16 protein-coding genes and 1 other RNA gene are annotated in these 18,185 nt (G+C 34.7%); 7 read left to right on the forward strand and 10 right to left on the reverse strand.

Annotation, left to right across the window (positions count from 1 at the left end; all coding sequences use genetic code 11):
* Positions 1–499: 499 nt before the first annotated feature.
* Positions 500–895, reverse strand: a transfer-messenger RNA (tmRNA) gene (gene ssrA, locus AB9K26_RS01715).
* Positions 896–1,231: 336 nt separating this feature from the next.
* Between ssrA and AB9K26_RS01720 the strand changes: the two genes are divergently transcribed.
* Positions 1,232–2,437, forward strand: a complete 1,206-nt coding sequence (locus AB9K26_RS01720; protein ID WP_369970872.1) for an NAD(P)-dependent oxidoreductase — start codon at positions 1,232–1,234, stop codon at positions 2,435–2,437.
* 138 nt (positions 2,438–2,575) lie between these two features.
* The gene (locus AB9K26_RS01725) at positions 2,576–4,978 is read left to right on the forward strand and encodes a hypothetical protein (RefSeq protein WP_369970807.1); all 2,403 of its coding nucleotides are present in this window, start codon (positions 2,576–2,578) and stop codon (positions 4,976–4,978) included.
* A 48-nt stretch (positions 4,979–5,026) separates the two neighbouring features.
* On the opposite strand, the gene AB9K26_RS01730 is transcribed toward AB9K26_RS01725, so the two are convergent.
* From AB9K26_RS01730 to AB9K26_RS01755, 6 genes are all read right to left on the reverse strand, one after another.
* Positions 5,027–5,680, reverse strand: coding sequence for a DUF1361 domain-containing protein (locus AB9K26_RS01730; protein ID WP_369970808.1), 654 nt, complete (start codon positions 5,678–5,680; stop codon positions 5,027–5,029).
* Complete coding sequence (locus AB9K26_RS01735) at positions 5,668–6,048, reverse strand: DUF2809 domain-containing protein (RefSeq protein WP_369970809.1); 381 nt, start codon at positions 6,046–6,048, stop codon at positions 5,668–5,670. Before AB9K26_RS01735 ends, AB9K26_RS01730 begins: the two co-directional genes overlap by 13 nt.
* A gap of 379 nt (positions 6,049–6,427) precedes the next feature.
* Entirely contained in the window at positions 6,428–7,819 is a 1,392-nt protein-coding gene (creD, locus tag AB9K26_RS01740; RefSeq protein ID WP_369970810.1) for a cell envelope integrity protein CreD, read from the reverse strand.
* 50 nt (positions 7,820–7,869) lie between these two features.
* Positions 7,870–8,163, reverse strand: a complete 294-nt coding sequence (locus tag AB9K26_RS01745; protein WP_369970811.1) for a winged helix-turn-helix domain-containing protein — start codon at positions 8,161–8,163, stop codon at positions 7,870–7,872.
* A 64-nt stretch (positions 8,164–8,227) separates the two neighbouring features.
* Positions 8,228–8,836, reverse strand: a complete 609-nt coding sequence (locus AB9K26_RS01750; RefSeq protein WP_369970812.1) for a hypothetical protein — start codon at positions 8,834–8,836, stop codon at positions 8,228–8,230.
* 106 nt (positions 8,837–8,942) lie between these two features.
* Positions 8,943–10,715 carry an ion channel gene (locus tag AB9K26_RS01755; RefSeq protein ID WP_369970813.1) on the reverse strand — a complete coding sequence of 591 codons (1,773 nt, stop codon included), beginning with the start codon at positions 10,713–10,715 and terminating at the stop codon, positions 8,943–8,945.
* 93 nt (positions 10,716–10,808) lie between these two features.
* On the opposite strand from AB9K26_RS01755, the gene AB9K26_RS01760 reads away from it, so the two are divergent.
* A complete protein-coding gene (locus tag AB9K26_RS01760) occupies positions 10,809–11,168 on the forward strand; it encodes a DUF1801 domain-containing protein (RefSeq protein ID WP_369970814.1) in 360 nt (119 codons plus the stop codon).
* Between the two features lies 1 nt (position 11,169).
* On the opposite strand, the gene AB9K26_RS01765 is transcribed toward AB9K26_RS01760, so the two are convergent.
* The 3 genes from AB9K26_RS01765 to AB9K26_RS01775 form a co-directional block, all read right to left on the reverse strand.
* Positions 11,170–11,643 (reverse strand): N-acetyltransferase family protein, encoded by a 474-nt coding sequence (locus AB9K26_RS01765; protein ID WP_369970815.1) that lies wholly within the window; start codon positions 11,641–11,643, stop codon positions 11,170–11,172.
* 3 nt (positions 11,644–11,646) lie between these two features.
* Positions 11,647–12,465, reverse strand: coding sequence for a 3-deoxy-8-phosphooctulonate synthase (gene kdsA / locus AB9K26_RS01770; RefSeq protein WP_369970816.1), 819 nt, complete (start codon positions 12,463–12,465; stop codon positions 11,647–11,649).
* An 85-nt stretch (positions 12,466–12,550) separates the two neighbouring features.
* On the reverse strand, positions 12,551–12,910 hold the full coding sequence (locus AB9K26_RS01775) for a hypothetical protein (RefSeq protein WP_369970817.1): 360 nt from the start codon (positions 12,908–12,910) through the stop codon (positions 12,551–12,553).
* A 259-nt stretch (positions 12,911–13,169) separates the two neighbouring features.
* Between AB9K26_RS01775 and typA the strand changes: the two genes are divergently transcribed.
* The 4 genes from typA (at position 13,170) to AB9K26_RS01795 (ending at position 18,117) form a co-directional block, all read left to right on the forward strand.
* Positions 13,170–14,969: a translational GTPase TypA gene (gene typA, locus AB9K26_RS01780; RefSeq protein ID WP_369970818.1), complete on the forward strand. Its 1,800-nt coding sequence runs from the start codon at positions 13,170–13,172 to the stop codon at positions 14,967–14,969.
* A gap of 79 nt (positions 14,970–15,048) precedes the next feature.
* The gene (locus AB9K26_RS01785) at positions 15,049–15,261 is read left to right on the forward strand and encodes a hypothetical protein (RefSeq protein WP_369970819.1); all 213 of its coding nucleotides are present in this window, start codon (positions 15,049–15,051) and stop codon (positions 15,259–15,261) included.
* Complete coding sequence (locus AB9K26_RS01790; protein WP_369970820.1) at positions 15,251–16,633, forward strand: class I SAM-dependent methyltransferase; 1,383 nt, start codon at positions 15,251–15,253, stop codon at positions 16,631–16,633. The genes AB9K26_RS01785 and AB9K26_RS01790 overlap by 11 nt, the downstream gene beginning before the upstream one ends.
* Positions 16,630–18,117, forward strand: a complete 1,488-nt coding sequence (locus AB9K26_RS01795) for a sulfatase-like hydrolase/transferase (protein ID WP_369970821.1) — start codon at positions 16,630–16,632, stop codon at positions 18,115–18,117. Before AB9K26_RS01790 ends, AB9K26_RS01795 begins: the two co-directional genes overlap by 4 nt.
* Positions 18,118–18,185 lie beyond the last annotated feature (68 nt).

Consider the following 18,185-nt stretch of genomic DNA (forward strand, 5'->3'; position numbering starts at 1 on the left):
CGTAAGGTAAATCAGTTTTTAAGCATTAATGTTATGCTGTTATTTTAGATTAACATGATTTCACAATATAAGGTCGATCAAGAAACGGTTGATGTATCAAATCAATCGAACCCAATTTTATTTATTTCCATACTGCTTTTGCTAATTTATATTTTGATCAAACTTTATAAATATTTTGATAATGATCAATTTGATGATTGATTTACAAGGTTTGCATAATTATAGGGTTATGAATTAGCTTCGCTGTTCCCTGTTGCTCCCATTCGGTAAATGAACCTTTTGGTCTTTACATCTTTAAATTTGAAAAGCCCAACAAGTAAACTCGTTGGGCTTTTCGGTTTAAATTTGTTATTAAGCTTCGCTTAATTGTGGAGTCTGAGGATTAAAGCTCCCGCCTTACCAAAATTGGAAATCAAAATTTTGATTTGTTTTATGTCATTTCAATCTTGAAAATAAATTTTCAGATTTCCACTTTATAAAACCAGCCAATTTTGGCTTCATGTGGAGTCGGAGGGATTCGAACCCTCGTCCAAACAAGCTATTAAAGAGCTTTCTACACGTTTAGTCTTTTCTTGGTTTGTAGGCGAAAAGCTGGCTAAAGACAACCTACTTATCACTTAGCTTCTAAATCTCGAAAGTGCATCGAAGCGCTACACAATCTTAGTCAATATTTACGATGCCTCTAAGTAGAACGCCATTAACCAAGGCTTTCTGGAGACATTTAGCTTTCCTACCTTGTAGGACGTGGCTTAATCTTACTATAATTCAGATTAGGCAGCTAAAGCGTAGTTATTCTCGCCGTTTAAAAAGTTGATCTAGCCTTTTACGTGTGTCAAGATCCTTACACGACGTGCTTACCGTTTAATGAGTCTCGCTGTCAAAACCAGTCGACCCCATTGTAATGAGATAGCAAAATCTTGTTTTGCGACATCGAATTAATCCTAAACTTGGTTCAGGATCTCATACCTATCTCTCTAATTCTTTTGGGCGTTTCCCTCTTTCACTATCGTTTCAGAGGGTCAGGCTTTTCGCTATATCTTTTGCAAAGGCAAAAGGATGCCGCTACAATCCTTAACGCAAATATCCAAAGGAGCGCAAAGTTATCAAAAAGTTTGTATAACCTTACATTTCCTCCTATTTTCGTGCAAATTTTATACCATTGTCGCTTTGGCAGTATAGCCTTTGTAGATAACAATTCAATAGTCCAATTTTAAAATTACACAGAATGAGTATCACTTTTGGAATTATCAAAGAGCGTAAAAATCCACCAGACAGACGTGTGGTGTTTTCTCCTGAAAAACTGGTTGAAGCCCAACTCGCTTTTCCACAGGCAAAATTTGTGGTGGAAGCTTCAGATATTCGTGTGTTTCCTGATGATGCCTATCGTCAAAAAGGATTTACGGTAACCGACGATATGTCAGACTGCGATGTATTGCTTGGTGTCAAGGAAGTGCCTCTTGATGCGCTTATTCCGAATAAAAAATACTTCTTCTTTTCACATACCATCAAAAAGCAACCTTATAACCGAAAATTACTGCTTGAGATTTTAGAGAAGCATATTGAATTATATGATCATGAAACCATTGTCAAGAAAAGTGGAGCACGCCTTATTGGTTTTGGTCGTTATGCTGGTTTGGTTGGTGCTTACAACGGATTTAGAGCGTTGGGATTACGTGATGGTTTGTTCAACTTGCCTAAAGTAGAAACCCTTGCCGATTTGAATGAAGTCAAAGCTGAATTGGATAAAATTACCATTCCGAATGTAAAAATCGTATTGTCAGGAACAGGAAAAGTCGCTTATGGCGCCAAGGAAATTCTCGATCATTTAAAAATTAAGGAAGTCAGTGATGCCTTATACCTTACATCGCAATTCACAGAACCTGTCTACTGCATGATTGATGTGATGGAATACAGCAAGCGATTGGATGGCAAGGTTGGTAATAAGTTTGAATTTTATAAGGACCCTTCAGGTTATGAAAGTAATTTTATGCCTTATGCCAAAGAAACCGATGTTTTTATTGCTGGTCATTTTTATGGTGATGGTGCACCTTTTATTTTTACTCGTGAAGATGCTAAGCATCCCGATTTTCGTATCAATCTGGTAGCTGATATTTCTTGTGATATTGACGGACCAGTAGCCTCGACCATTAGACCATCAACCATTGCAGACCCATTTTATGGTTACGATCCACATTCAGAAAACGAAGTGGCTTTTGATGCCGACGAAGCCATCACTGTCATGGCTGTCGATAATTTACCTTGTGAGTTGCCAAAAGATGCGAGTGAAGGTTTTGGTGACATGTTTATGGAGCATGTGATTCCAGCCTTTTTCAATGGTGATGAACGTGGTATTTTAAAACGCGCAAAAATGACCACATCTGATGGAAAATTAACCGAGCGATTTAAATACTTACAAGCTTATGTTGATGGTAGGTAATTAATTTCCTCTTATTTTCTATAACCTTACTTAGGTTGTTAGTTGACTTTAAGGAATTTCAATAAAAATTTTCTTACTTTTATGAGGCAATCATTGTAAGATTAGCAATTAACATTTGACAATCAACAACTTAACTCCATGACATTAATCAAAAGATGTTTTGTAATAGTAGGACTGCTATTACTCACAACCACATGCTCTGAAGACGATAACTGGAACACTGATAATCCACCCATCAACCAACAGCAAAATTCTAATTTTTCCGAAAACTTTGGAAGTCCAATAAACGCTCGTTTCATTGGAAAAGTCATCAATGAAGCTAACAATCCAATTTCTGATGTGACCATTATGGTTGGTAATACTATAACCACAACAGATGCCAATGGTGTTTTTTCAGTTGAAAGTGCTTCGGTGTTTGAAAAGTTTGCTTACATAAAAGCATCTAAAGATGGTTTTATCGATGGCTCTAGAGCTATCGTGCCTTCAGATGGTATCAATCAGGTAACTATTATGTTATTAGATTTAGACACCACGGCAAGCATCAATTCTGGAGAAACGAGTACTGTTAATTTGCCTAATGGTGCTCAAGTAGTTTTTGATGGAGCCTTTGAAGATGCACAAGGCAATCCTTATTCTGGTGCAGTAAAAGTGACCTTAAAGCATTTAAACCCTGATTCTAATGTCATGGAAATGCAAATGCCAGGTATGTTGTTTGCAGAAAACACCAATGGTTCAGCCCGAATATTAGAAACATATGGAATGATTGCTGTAGAAATGCGTAGTACTTCAGATGAAGAACTCAATTTAGCTAATGGCAGTTCTGCACAAATCTCAATACCTATGCCTTCAAGTGTCAACAACGCTCCAAATACAATTCCGTTATGGTATTTTGACGACGAAGGTGGTTATTGGAAAGAGGAAGGACAAGCCACCTTACAAGGCAATAACTATGTTGGTAATGTTTCACATTTTACTTTTTGGAACTGGGACTTTGATTATCCTTTTGTTCAATTGTGTATAACACTAACTGATATGGATGGGAATGTTTTGCCTTATACAGCCCTAGACCTTTATTCACCTGCATTGGCATCAACAGGTACCTATGGCTATACCAATGGTTCAGGTATTGAATGTGGTTTAGTTCCTGCTAACGATGAATTAACACTTACAGTTCCTGCTTATGGATGTGTCAACAATGACTTCAGTACTGCAATCGGTCCTTTTTCAACAGATCAGAATATAACGATACAAGTGACTGATGCTGATGCTTTGACTACCAATTTTATTGGTGTATTCAACGATTGTGATGGCAATCCAATTACAAATGGTTATATGCAATTGTTTTATAACGATTCTACCCAAACCATTCCAATTGATAATGGCATCATCGACTTAACAATCGATTACTGCAGTAGTGATACAAGTTACTCTGCATTGGTTGTCGATTTGTTAGGTAGTCAAACCACAGATGTAACAACAGGTGATTTTGTACAACCAACAACAGATTTAGGGACACAATTATCTTGTGTGGACCTGGTTGATAGTGATGGTGATGGAATTTTGGATATTGATGAAGATGTCAATGGTGATGGTAATTTAGATAACGACGATACTGATGGTGATGGGATACCTAATTATTTAGATGAAGATGATGATGGTGATGGCGTTAATACTGCTGATGAAGATCGTGATAATGATGGTAATCCTGCAAATGATGATAGTGATGGTGATCAAACACCAGATTATTTGGATGCTTTAGACGTTTTGATTTATGCATCTGAAATTTCTGGAACTGGCTGTGCACCTAATATTGAATATGATTTTAATGTCATTATTGATCAAGTATATGGAGAACTTATCAATAATACCTATGCATTTTATCTTTTGGAACCTGATGCGGTTGCAGGTATAAATCCGATACCAAATCCTTTTATTGATGACGGTTCCACAAATTCAATCTTTGTGAAAGCAACAAATATCTTATCCAATCAATCTGATATTTCCGAGATATATTTGTTTGAAATCTATGCAGATTCAGATCAAGATGGTTTAACCGACTGTGAAGAAACTACAGGAGTAAACAGTAACAATTCAAATTGTGATCCTAACGGTAATATTACAGATCCAAACGATGCTGATAGTGATGATGACGGATTTGATGATTGCGAAGAAGCTGAAGCTGGTACAGATCCAAATGATGCTTCAAGTTTTCCTGATATAATAGATAGTGATGGTGATTCGGTTTTAGATAGTCAAGAAGCTATTGATGGTACAGATCCTAATGATGTTTGCGATTACAATGAAGCCAATTTTGATTATAGTTTGGCTACTAACGCTTGGTATAGTGCCAATTGTGATGGCGATTTTCATATAAACGAATGCGATCCAAGTCCGTTAGATCCTTGCGGATTTGAATTTGGATTTTGCGATTTTGCACCAACAACAGCTGAATGGGATGCTCTAGACTGTGATAGCGATGGTGTTTCCAATGGTGTTGAAATGACCAACGGTACAGATCCTGGTGATCCTACAGATAATTAAAGAATGGTACATTTAATAGTAAAGGGAAAGCATTGTGCTTTCCTTTTTTTATGCTTTTAATGAAACAGACTTCAATAGCCAATAGGTGATGCCCAAAAAACAACCAAACATTATTGTGAATAACCAAGCTTCAGTGTTGGGTTGAACAATGATTTTCAAAGTATCTGAAAAGATTGCTGAGGGCTGATTGATTATTTCCCAAGAATTGTAACGTAAAAAGCGTCCGAGATAGATTCCAAAAGCTGTGAGTCCAAATACAGTAAATACAATTGGTGCTATCAATTTTGGTCTGATGTAATGCACTAGAAGTTCTTCCATATCCAAAAGCGAAAGGTAAAAGAGGATTAATCCGTTTAAGGCAAATGACAAAATGACCAACACATCCAGCCATAAAAGCGAATTATTGGAGTTGCTTATGTGAAATAAATCGGTGGTTATATAAGGCGCATTAGGCAAAAACAAAAGCCATATCATAAATGTTGCCAAGAATGTTAATTTATTCATTTTTGGCTTGCTTACCATTATAGTTGTAATAGCGAATGGAATTACAGCAAGAAATAAATTCCATACTAAAAACAAGAGATAAAACGATTGATGAAGTTTTGCTCTCACCATTAATAATACAATGCTCAAGGTTAAGGACAAGGATAGTAAAGCCATCATTTTGAAACGGTTGATAAAAAGTGTTTTTAAGGTTTCCATATTGAAGTTTTTAAGTCAATAATTAAAATGGTTAAGGTGCCTAAAGCATAGGCTATAAGATCTGATATATGAAAGGTGCTTCCCAAGATGAGATTGGCTAGGGTATTTTGTCTTAGTTTAAAAAAATCCAAAAGATTGAAAAGTTGTAAAAACTCTACGGCAAATGCTATACAGAGTACTATTATAGCTAAGCTAATCGGACGAATGTCTTTAATACTCTTTATGGCACAATACATTAAAATCACCACCAAAAAGTCTCCAAAAGTATGACGAATAAAACCTGTTTTTAAGGTTAAGGCAATGGCAATTTCAATCACCAAAATGACGAGGCTAATTATAAAGTAGACAGTATTGAACTTAAGTGTCATATCAAAATATTATAATAAGGAAACGTAATAATCATGTACATATATAAAATAGCAATAGGGATATTTAGCAGCATCATAAAGCATGTTTTTATGACTTGGATTCTCTGTGACGGATTGAATATTCCATAGCCTATCAACATTATAAAAATTATCAAATTCACAATAACCATTATTAAAATACAAGCAAAGGCAAATTCAATCGCTAGAAAGCCTTCACCAAAGTATAGGTATAACGATAATAGAGAAGTGCCTATGACAAAACTAATTAACGCTATGGCTTGTCCGAATTCGTGAATATTATTTAGCATACGTTTTAATTTAAATGAAACCTCGTTCATTTCAAGAAATGAAAGCGGAACGAGGTCACACCACCAACTAATTAATCGTTACTCCAATCAATTTTCCTTGAGACAAACATGACGATGGCAAGGATGATAAAGAGTCCAATACTACCAACGAGTAGAGCATAATTTTCCAATTGAATGATCACATAGATGAACGCATACAAAGCTGTCAAAGAAGTGCCAATCAAGACGGAAAACTTGTTACTCTTTAAAATAGACCTTGAATATAAAGTGATTAAGGCCACAACCGCTATTCCTGCTACGAGATAAGCGTTAAGGAAATTACTGTGTTCAGAAATAGAAACCAATAAGGTATAGAACATAGTCAATGCCAAGCCGATCATTAAATATTGGAAAGGATGGATTTGTATTTTGCTCATGGTTTGAATCAAGAAGAATATGAGAAAAGTGAGTGCGATCACTAAAAATCCATATTTAGCAGAACGTTCACTTTTTTGATATTCATCGACCATGACCATAAACTTTGTTCCGAAGGCAAACTCCCTAAGATCTGGAATGTTGTTTAAATGTTGTTGTGAAAAGGCACGATTGATGTGAAGTACTTTCCAATCTGCTTTAAATCCGTCTTTTGAGATTTCCTTGGTTTCATCATTAGGTAGATAATTACCAATGAAACTAGGATCAGCCCAATTGGAAATCATCTTCATGGTCGTAGTTTTACCAATTGGTATCAAATCAATTTGTTCAGTCCCATTAAAAACTATTTGGATATTGAATGTATCATTGTGGTCATCTGAAAGGTCTTCTGCTTTGATAAAACTCGATTCTAAAATATCCAAGCGATTATGACTATTGGAATTATTGTTGTAATTGCTTTGGAAACTGTACTCCTCTGCATTCATTTTCAAAACCATTTCACTTCTGATACCTTTCAAGTTTGAGGTTTTTATGATGATGGAAGCTTTATCCCAAATGATATCTTCGGTTTTGATGCCTTTTGCATCCAGATTAGCTGGAATGAATTCTCCTGAAAAATCCATGACAGTTGTAAATACAGCCGATTCAAAATTGCCTCTTTTTAAAGGTTTGGAATCTACATTGGCATCAGTATGTAAACTCTCTGGAAAGATATAAGCGTAATTGATGTGCGTTTCGGTCTCCTTAAAATAGGTCTTGGTTTTTTCGTTATAGGTCTTGGTTTCCGAATAGGTTTTATAAGGTAGTTTTAAAATGGGTCCATATACAACGACATTATTTCCCCATTTTTCATTGATTTCCTTTACGACATCTGCTTGTCGTAAGGCACGTTCGTTAATCAAGCTATTGATGTAAGATAGTGGTATGAGTAAGACAATAATTAAAAATCCAACCATAAGCATGCGTGCTGTGATTGAGTTTTTTAACCAATAAAAAAATTTGTTTGTTTGAGGTTGCCGATTTGGTTGAGGTGTGTTTGACTGTTCCATGTTTTTTAATTAAAGTACTTTGAAATACAAAGTAAAGAGTTAAAAAAATATTATTGTTTATGTATTAATTTTTCAAGGGCTTCAATATGTTTTTTAAATTCTGCTCTACCCAATTTGGTGGTAGAGTAGCGTGTATTTGGTTTTCTCCCGATAAACTGTTTTTCAACTTCAATATAGTTGGCATTTTCCAAGGCTTTGGTGTGACTTGCCAAATTACCATCGGTAGCACCTAACAATTCTTTCAATGTATTAAAATCAGCATATTCATTTACCATTAAGACCGACATGATTCCCAATCGGATTCTATGGTCAAAGACTTTGTTTATGTTATTTATGATGCTCAAATCGAGTTCAAAATTTAGAGGTTAAAGTTAAAGGTTTTTCAGCCATTATGCTGACACCTTAAATTTATCGTTTATCGTATTTGAAATGCATCCAAGTTCCATAAACGATATGCATGATTCCAAAACCTGCGACCCAAAACCAAAATCCATAACTCGGTACTACAGCACATATCAAGCCTAATATAATTTCAGTAAAACCTAAATAACGAATATCGCCTAAGCTATATTTAGACGCATTAATCAATGCCAAACCATAAAATATCAACATCAAAGCAGCTGTATGTCCATAACGTTCTTGATTTAAGATGATCAGTATGTAAATACCACCAGTAACCAAAGGAATTAAAAAATTAATCAATAGACGTTTTGATGAGCTATCCCAAATTTTTTCACCATTTTTCTTTGCCTTTTTGGTCGTCAAGATGATGCCTGTTAAGATACTTAAAGCCGCAACACCTAAAAGAATACCAACACAAATTCTAAAGACATAGCCATCTAATATAAGATAGCCTCTTACCGAATTTGACACTAAGTAATAGGCAATGGCTGCACCAACAAGGGCATATATTCCAGCTAAAACTCCTGAAAGACCACTTAATGAAATAAATCGTGATGATTTGTTCATCATAGATTTAATCTCTGTGATATCGTCTAAATATTTTTTGGATTCCATATAAAGTACTTTGAATTGCAAAGTAAATAAATATAATTGATTTATCGACTATAAATTTTTGTTAAATATTTGATGCCGAAATTGTTTTTATGGATTTTTTTGAGAGTCAACTCAATAGTTGGGAAATCAGTGATACACTAAATATTGTAAGCATAAACCAGCCAATAAAACCTTGAATAATGGCAAGATATCTTGGTAAACCTTTTATTGGTATCTCTCCAAAGCCAAGCGTGCTAAAGGTATTGATGCTAAGCATTAGCGCGTTGAGAAACTTGATTATGATGTCGTAAAGAATAGCAATAATGAAAACAAAGATGATAATCAGCCCTTTCCACCATTTGTGTTTTTTTGGAACATCTTTCCATGTTCCTTTGAGGATATCAAAACGCTTTAAGATACTGGAAGTGAATTTTGAACCCAAAATAGACCAGCGATACAAAGGTAAAGCCGTGGCTTTGAAAAACTTTGGTGTCGTATGTTTTGAAGTTTCAATATAGTTTTTGAATTCTTCGTATTCTAACATTTTTTTTCTGGTCTCGTCTTGATAGATTTCATGCATTCCAGAATCTACATTCAAATATTTCATAAAGAAATTATAGCGATTCATGATTCTGTTTTTTCCGTTAGAATCCCAGTCATTTGGAAAAAGAAAGTAGAATAGCGCGAAGATCAAAATAACATACATCGAAATAACTATCGCTTTACTGGGTTTGGTTCCATAATCTGAAAACATACCGATAAAACGATTGATTTGCCATTGAAAAAATGTATCAAAATTTCGGTTTGCTTTATAATCATGTTTTAATCGATCAGTTTCTAAGTCTTTTATAGCAACATAGACAGCATTTGCAGATTTAAAGTCTCTTTTAGATCTGTAATTTTTTTCTAACTTCTCCAAGTTCTGAACATAGGAGGTAAAAAATATATTATCTTCAAGAATTCTCTTGTTTGCATATTTTTTTACGTCCATTGAATCAAGTTTAAAAAACTTAATTTGAAAATCGGTTTCAGCATATAGAAATTTATCTTTTAGGTCTTCCCAAGAATAAAATCCATTTTCAGTAAAATCAATACTTGTAAAATAATTGAACTTGTTGCCTTCAATTGTTGTGTAATCATTTACCTTCATATTGAAGGGAAACATAGTGTATCCAAATCCATGGAAGGAATTGTTCTTAAAATTGCCAGGGAAAGTACTAAATTGTATTTGGTGGTAATTATTGTAAATGTCATTACTTTGGAAAGTACTTAAGTTTGAACAAATTAGTGGAGTGCTAAAAAATTTCCGTTCCAAATTTCTATAATCGAAAACGTTTGATAAAACCATAATAGACCCTTGTGAATTATCATTAACCTTATAATAATTTTCAAAAAAAACATGAGATACTACTTTGTTATTTTTAAATAAGAAGGTTGTAGAAAAATTATAATAGGGTGCATATTTTGTAAATCTTTTATCTAAATTCTTAGGTATGGTAGGTGGCGGATTTTTATTTTCATCATAATTTACCCAAAAGGTCAGATCTCCTTTGAACGTAGAAGCTTCTACGCATAACGCCATTGAGTTTATTATTTCTACTTCTTCATTAAAACTTAAATAGTTGAGTGAGCCTTTTCGGTCAAAATGAACATAATCTAATTTTATTGGCTTATTAATGACAATTGTATCTCGTTTAGAATTTAAAGAATCTAACTTTTTAAAGCGCTCATCTGTAGATTCATTAAATACAATTAATGCTTCAGATAATGAAAAAACAGAATCTTTTGACGTTTCAATTGCATCGAAAAAATCTGTATAAGACATTTCCTTTAGTACAGTATCCTGTCCGTGAATAAAAATGGATAGTAAGCAAAACAGTAAGGTTACAAATGATTTCATGGTTGGTATTCAAAAGTAATCTCAATAAAGATATATAATTTATTGTAAGAAAATTTTCCTTTCCTTAATTTGTAATGGACTAATAAACTAGAGATGAATCCTGCTGAAGCCTATATTCTTAAACAAAAAGAACCCTTCAAGTCTATCTTGTTGCACTTACAAGTTTTAATTGAACACACGTTTCCTGAGGCTGAACTGAAGTACAAATGGAAAATCCCATGCTACTACGTTGATAAACGACCAATTTGTTACCTCAACCAAAGTAAAGATTATGTCGATGTTGGCTTGTGGCATTCAGCACATCTAACAAAGCATACTGAACATTTGGTTTCTGAACATCGTAAAGTCGTAAAATCCTTACGGTATAAATCTCTGGAAGATATAAATGATGCTGTTTTTATTGCTGTGATGGAAGAGGTCGCAAGCCACAAAAACAAATCATTTTTGAAGTAGGCTAGAGGTCTTTGTAAACGATATAATTTTCTAAAATGACATCTCTAACAGAAACTTTTTGTTTTTTCTCTACCTCATAAAAATGAGAATCAAAAAAAGGTAAGGCTGTAATGCTAACATCAGATTTTATACGTTCAAATCCGTTCATGCTTACACGAGATTCCATGATGCGCAACAATTTTGAAGCGATTGTTTTGCCTTGAAAATCTTTATGTACAAACAAGCCATCTAAATAGTTGCCATCTTTCAAATATGAAAACCCAACAATTTGATTATCGAGCTCAGCAACTAAAAAGTAAAGGGATTTAATACGTTTTTCCCATTTTTTAGTTTTGTCTGCTCCTGAAGCCCAAGCTTCAACTTGTTTTTCAGAATAATCCTTAGAATTCACATTCCTAATGGTATCTCTAAAAAGTGCCGTGATTTCAGGAAGATCCTCTAAAGTAGCTTCCCTAAATTCTAAATCCTCTAACATGATTTAAAGGTTGTTGATGGTGTTTCTAATGGCTACAAGATTGGTCAATAAACCTTCCAATTTATCTAAATGCAACATGTTTGCACCATCGCTTTTGGCATTGGCAGGATCGAAATGGGTTTCAATAAACAAACCATCTACATGATTAACTACACCTGCTCGGGCAATAGTTTCAATCATTTCTGGACGTCCACCTGTAACACCTACACTTTGGTTAGGTTGCTGCAGAGAATGGGTAACGTCTAAAACAGTAGGTGCATATTGGCGCATTGTTGGAATACCTCTAAAATCGACAATCATATCTTGATATCCGAACATGGTACCACGATCTGTAATCCATGCGTTTTCATTTCCGGTGTCTTTCACTTTTTGAACTGCATGTTTCATCGATTCCGGACTCATAAACTGCCCTTTCTTAAGATTGACCACTTTTCCGGTTTCAGCAGCAGCTACTACTAAATCGGTTTGTCTTACCAAGAAAGCAGGAATTTGAAGAACATCAACATACTCGGCAGCCATAGCAGCATCAGTTACTTCGTGAATATCTGTTATGGTTGGCACCTCAAAAGTTTCAGATACTTTTCTTAAGATCTTTAATGCTTTTTCATCTCCAATCCCTGTAAAGCTATCAATTCGACTGCGATTGGCTTTTTTGAAACTGCCCTTAAAAACATAAGGAATTTTAAGTTGATCGGTTATTCCAACCACTTTTTCAGCAATTCTGAGTGCCATCTCTTCACCTTCTATGGCACAAGGTCCACATAGTAAAAAGAAATTATTGGAGTTGATATGATTCAGTTTCGGAACGTCTATGCGATTCATTCAATATGAAGTTTCAAATTAAAGCGCAAAGTTACGAAATTAAACGCTGCATAACCACCAATAAATTTTAGTGAGCTTTTAGATGTTAAAAGGCACGCTGAATACTGTTGCGAATCATCCACAAGGCCATCACAAAATTGGCAACCACAAATAATCCACCATAAACAATGAATTGTTTAGTTGTTGTCGACAAATTGATAATATTAAGCATATCAGATATATATGCTAAAATTAAATAGGAAGACAAACAAACAAATGTAATGCCTAATGTAAAGTTGAGCTTTCTGCTCGGTTTAACAATTTGCCAAACAAATGGGATGCCGAACAGTAATATTGGAAATGCGGAAATACCAACATTTCTATTTACAATCGTAAACCAGTATGCAATAATGGCAATAAAATACAAATACGGAATGAATTTGGAATAAGTGCTTAAGAATTTCATCTGTAATAGGGTTTTTTTGTTACAAATGTAAATCGCCTTCTTTAAGCGGTTGGTTAGTGGCTATTTACTATTAATCAATACTCTAACGAAAGTTACGAAGCTTAAGTATCTCTCTTGTGCATTATAACATATAATTAACTAATAAAGTTCCTTTCTCTTTACAAAAAGTTAAAGTTTTGAAATCAAATAATTTATGAAACTATTGAAGAATTAATAGCTTATTTAATGTACATTTGCACGCTCAAATAAAAGCTGAAAAATGGCTACAATAAAAAACATTGCAATTATTGCCCATGTTGACCATGGCAAAACGACGTTGGTAGATAAGATCATGTACCATTGTCAACTGTTTCGTGACAACGAAAACACAGGAGATTTAATTCTTGACAATAACGATTTGGAACGTGAACGTGGTATTACCATTACGTCTAAAAATGTTTCTGTAACATATAAGGATACCAAGATCAACATCATTGACACACCAGGTCACGCCGATTTTGGAGGTGAGGTTGAACGTGTCTTGAATATGGCAGATGGAGTTTTGTTATTGGTGGATGCTTTTGAAGGTCCAATGCCGCAAACGCGATTTGTACTTCAAAAAGCTATCGACTTAGGATTGAAGCCATGTGTGGTCATCAATAAAGTAGACAAGGAAAACTGTACGCCTGATGAGGTTCATGAAAAAGTGTTTGATCTTATGTTCGAACTGGGAGCAGAGGAGTGGCAGCTAGATTTTCCAACGGTTTATGGTTCAGCGAAACATAATTGGATGAGTGAGGATTGGAATAATCAAACGGATAATATTGAGCCATTGCTAGATATGGTTATTGAACATATTCCAGAGCCAAAAATTGAAGAAGGAACTACTCAAATGCTGATTACCTCATTGGATTTCTCATCATTTACTGGTCGAATTGCTATTGGTAGATTGACAAGAGGAACCTTGAAAGCTAATCAGAATATTTCATTGGTAAAACGTGATGGTAGTATCGTAAAATCAAAAATTAAGGAACTTCATACTTTTGAAGGATTAGGTCGTAAGAAGGTTGAAGAGGTAGAAGCTGGTGATATTTGTGCTATTGTTGGATTGGAAGGTTTTGAAATTGGTGATACGGTTGCCGACTTTGAGAATCCTGAAGGTATGAAAACCATTGCTATTGATGAGCCAACGATGAGCATGCTATTTACCATCAACGATTCACCATTTTTTGGAAAAGATGGAAAATACGTCACGTCTCGCCACATTAAAGAGCGATTGACCAAGGAATTGGAAAAGAACTTGGCGTTGCGTGTTGAGGAAACCGACAGTGCTGATAAATTCATGGTGTTTGGTCGTGGTGTCTTGCATTTATCGGTTTTAATCGAAACCATGCGTCGTGAAGGTTACGAATTGCAAATTGGTCAGCCACAAGTTATTGTTAAGGAAATTGATGGTGTGAAATGTGAGCCAGTTGAGGAAATGACTATCGATTTGCCTGAAGATGTTTCTGGAAAAGCCATTGAGCTGGTTACCAAACGTAAAGGTGAAATGATTAGTATGGAAGCCAAAGGTGACCGAATGGTTTGTGAATTCATGGTGCCTTCAAGAGGTATTATTGGTTTGCGAAATCAATTGTTGACGGCCACTGCTGGAGAAGCTATTATGGCACATCGCTTTAAGGAATACCAACCGATCAAAGGAGGCATTCCAGAGCGTCAAAATGGAAGTTTGGTTTCTATGGAAAATGGTCAGGCCATTCCTTATTCTATTGATAAACTTCAAGATCGTGGTAAATTCTTTATCGATCCAGGTGAAGATATTTATGAAGGACAAGTGATTGGTGAAAACTCTAGAGGTGATGACATGACCGTTAATGTCACAAAAACCAAAAAGTTGAGCAACGTGAGAAGTGCTGGTGCTGATGATAAAGCTAAAATTGTACCTGCTATTAAGTTTTCTTTGGAAGAGGCATTAGAATATATTCAGAAGGATGAATATGTTGAGGTAACGCCAAACCATTTGAGACTTAGAAAAATCTTACTGAAAGAAGTAGAGCGAAAACGTAACAAAGCTTTATAGTCTGTAAAAAAGATAATTCTAAAAGGATTAGTTGCTTATACGTTTAGGTTTAGTTTTCTATATTTACAAAAACTAAGATATGAATGTCTTCTTATATTTCGATCCAGGTTTAGGCGCAATGATCATACAAGCTATCGTTGCTGCTGTGGCTGGTGTTGTTTTGTTTTCCAAAAATGTGATGCATAAGATCAAAGTGTTTCTTGGAATTGCAAAACCAATCGATGAAGACCATTTTGATGACATTAATATCGAAGATCCAGATATAGAAAAGCAAAACAAACGTGACGAATAAAGATAGGCATGCATCTTCATTTCGCGATCCTTCAGGTCATGTCTTTTTAGAAGATGGAGACGTTAAACGCTCTATATTTCCTATTTATTTCAAGCAATACGAAGCGCTTAAAACACAGGGTATATTTAAAAAACTTTGGCAAGCAGGTCTTCTTGTAAAGCATGAGGAATTGTCGACTTCAGATACTGAAGTCATTATTAAGCCAGAACAAATTCCGTTTATAACTTATCCTTACGAATGGAGTTTCAATCAATACAAGGAAGCCGCACTTTTAACCTTAAAGATTCAGAAGTTTTGTTTAGATCACGGATTCTCATTGAAAGATGCTTCAGCATTCAATGTTACTTTTCATAAAGGCAAAGCGATTTTTATCGATACCTTGTCATTTGATTTTTATCAGAACAATTCGCCTTGGAGAGCTTATAAGCAATTCATAACGCATTTTTTAGGACCCTTAGTTTTAGCGCGATATCATGGTTCGCAATCAATGAAATTGATGAGTAACTATATTGATGGCATTCCAATTAAGATGTTGTCATCAATGTTGCCATTCAAAACAAAGTTGAATTTGTTTTTGTACTCCAATATTCACTTGCTTGCAAAATTTGAGGATAAGCACAATGAGGATTACAGCGGAAAGACGAAACAAACGACATTATCTAAAAAAGCTCAACTTAATATTGTTACATCCCTATACGATTACATAAAAAAACTTGAGCTAAAAGAGTCCACTGAATGGGGAAACTATTACAATAAAACTAATTACAGTGATGCGGCTTTTGTTGAAAAATCCCAAATCATAAATGGATGGCTCAGCAAATTGAATAGTAAGAGAATCATTGATGTTGGGGGGAATGATGGCACTTTTGTACGTGAGATAAACAACAATCTTGATTTGGCAATTGTAAGTGACATTGACAATAATGCGGTTGATTTTAATTACAAGACCATTAAGAAAAACAAGGAAACATACATACTTCCTATGGTTCTAGATGTTTTAAATCCTTCGCCTGCTGTCGGATTTGAAAATAAAGAACGCCATTCGTTTATATGTCGGGTTCAGAATTTAGCACCAGATGCGGCTTTAGCCTTGGCTTTGATACATCATATGACCTTGTCTGGAAATGTACCTTTTGAAATGTCGGCTCAATTTTTTGCATCTTTTTCCGAATATTTGATTATCGAGTTTCCGAAGCGCAGTGATTCTTGGGTACAACGCTTATTGAATACCAAAGGCGAATTCAAATCTCATTTCGATTTTTATGCCATTGAACATTTTGAAAGCTCTTACAAAACCCATTTCAACTTGATTGAAAAGCAATCTATAGCTAATTCAGAGCGCGTGATGTATCTTTTTAAAACCATAAAATGATTAGAGATAAGATAGCTAAATTTATAAGCAGTAATAGAGAATATCCAGTATTGTTTGGTTTGGCTACAGGAATTCAACCCTTATTGTATTTGTACGATTCGAATTTCAATATGGTTAATTCATGGCCTCAATTCCTTTTTTTAGCTTCTTTCTTCATTGCAATTCCAATTGCAGTTTTTTTATTGCTATCGTTCCTTCTTAAAGTCTTAAAAGCCTCAGCAAATTTTAAGTCTAAGATGTTTTCGGTTTTGAATTTTTGCTTGTTCACTTTTTTTGTGGGTTATGTCACCTTCGGAATACAGAAGCGATTACTGCTGATCACTTTATTGGTAGCTGTTTGTATTCTTGCCATCATTTTTTATAAGCATCTTAAAAAAGTAGTGGTATTCCAATTGCTATTGGCTGTATTGGTTTTGGTAAAATTAACACCAAGCTTATACTATTTTGTGCAATACTCTTACGAATGGCAAGAACCAAAGGACGATATTAAAAATGTAGTGTTCAAAAAACGCCCAAACATTTATTATTTGCAACCAGATGGTTATGTGGATTTCAATATTCTGACGAGTGGTTATTATGCGTTTGAAGATATGGGAATGGAAACATTTTTAGAAGATAATGGATTTCGTATTTACAATGATTTCAGAAGTAATTATACTTCTACCTTAACTTCTAACAGTTCCATGTTTTCAATGAAGCATCATTATTATTATGCTTATCTGAATTCAGATCGATTTTATAATTCTAGACAAATCATAACAGGGAAAAATCCAGTAATTGACATCTTTAAGAATAATGATTACCATACAAATCTTATCTTGGATGCCCCTTATTTAGTGACCAACAGGCCAAATATTTTATACGATTATTGCAATCTTGATTATGATGAAATAGCCTACCTTCCAAGAGGGTTTGAATTTGAAAAAGATACTAAAGAAGCACTTTTCAAGGCTATGGAAAATAAGGTTGGATCGAAAAGTAGCTTTTATTTTGTTCGCCAACCCTATCCTGGTCATATACAAACAAGACCCACAGAAAGTAAAGGGAAAGAAGAGGAACGCAGTGCCTACTTGCAAGATTTAAAAACATCCAATGAATGGTTGCGTATCGTTATCAGGGAAATTAATCAAAAGGATCCCAATTCCATAATTGTAATTTCCTCAGACCATGGTGGTTATGTTGGGTATGATTATATGAGAGAAAGTTATATTAAAACTACAGACGAAGATTTAATTCAATCTACATTTTCTTCACTTTTAGCTGTTAAGTGGCCAACCCAAGAGGTACCTGATTATGAAAATACCTTAAAGTCATCAGTTAATTTGTTTAGGGTTTTGTTTGCTTACCTGGCGGAAGAGGACCATTACTTACAAAATTTAGAACCAGACATCAGTTATGGACGAATCAGGCAACAGGCTCCTGAAGGTGTTTATGAGCTTATTAATGAGAAAGGTGAAGTAGTTTTCAATAAAATTTCTAAGTAAACATATAAATTAGTACTTTCAAGCGTTAATATAAAAACACCGATTTATTTATTCAATTGAGCTATACC

The sequence above is a fragment of the Psychroserpens sp. XS_ASV72 genome (assembly GCF_041224425.1).
Classification (GTDB): Bacteria; Bacteroidota; Bacteroidia; order Flavobacteriales; family Flavobacteriaceae; genus Psychroserpens.

Excerpts from the sequence above, each read along its gene's own strand:
- AB9K26_RS01725 (WP_369970807.1), top strand. The coding sequence starts at position 2,576 with ATGACATTAATCAAAAGATGTTTTGTAATAGTAGGACTGCTATTACTC.
- AB9K26_RS01730 (WP_369970808.1), bottom strand. The coding sequence starts at position 5,680 with ATGGAAACCTTAAAAACACTTTTTATCAACCGTTTCAAAATGATGGCT.
- AB9K26_RS01735 (WP_369970809.1), bottom strand. The coding sequence starts at position 6,048 with ATGACACTTAAGTTCAATACTGTCTACTTTATAATTAGCCTCGTCATT.
- creD (WP_369970810.1), bottom strand. The coding sequence starts at position 7,819 with ATGGAACAGTCAAACACACCTCAACCAAATCGGCAACCTCAAACAAAC.
- AB9K26_RS01750 (WP_369970812.1), bottom strand. The coding sequence starts at position 8,836 with ATGGAATCCAAAAAATATTTAGACGATATCACAGAGATTAAATCTATG.
- AB9K26_RS01755 (WP_369970813.1), bottom strand. The coding sequence starts at position 10,715 with ATGAAATCATTTGTAACCTTACTGTTTTGCTTACTATCCATTTTTATT.
- AB9K26_RS01760 (WP_369970814.1), top strand. The coding sequence starts at position 10,809 with ATGAATCCTGCTGAAGCCTATATTCTTAAACAAAAAGAACCCTTCAAG.
- AB9K26_RS01765 (WP_369970815.1), bottom strand. The coding sequence starts at position 11,643 with ATGTTAGAGGATTTAGAATTTAGGGAAGCTACTTTAGAGGATCTTCCT.
- kdsA (WP_369970816.1), bottom strand. The coding sequence starts at position 12,465 with ATGAATCGCATAGACGTTCCGAAACTGAATCATATCAACTCCAATAAT.
- AB9K26_RS01775 (WP_369970817.1), bottom strand. The coding sequence starts at position 12,910 with ATGAAATTCTTAAGCACTTATTCCAAATTCATTCCGTATTTGTATTTT.
- typA (WP_369970818.1), top strand. The coding sequence starts at position 13,170 with ATGGCTACAATAAAAAACATTGCAATTATTGCCCATGTTGACCATGGC.
- AB9K26_RS01785 (WP_369970819.1), top strand. The coding sequence starts at position 15,049 with ATGAATGTCTTCTTATATTTCGATCCAGGTTTAGGCGCAATGATCATA.
- AB9K26_RS01795 (WP_369970821.1), top strand. The coding sequence starts at position 16,630 with ATGATTAGAGATAAGATAGCTAAATTTATAAGCAGTAATAGAGAATAT.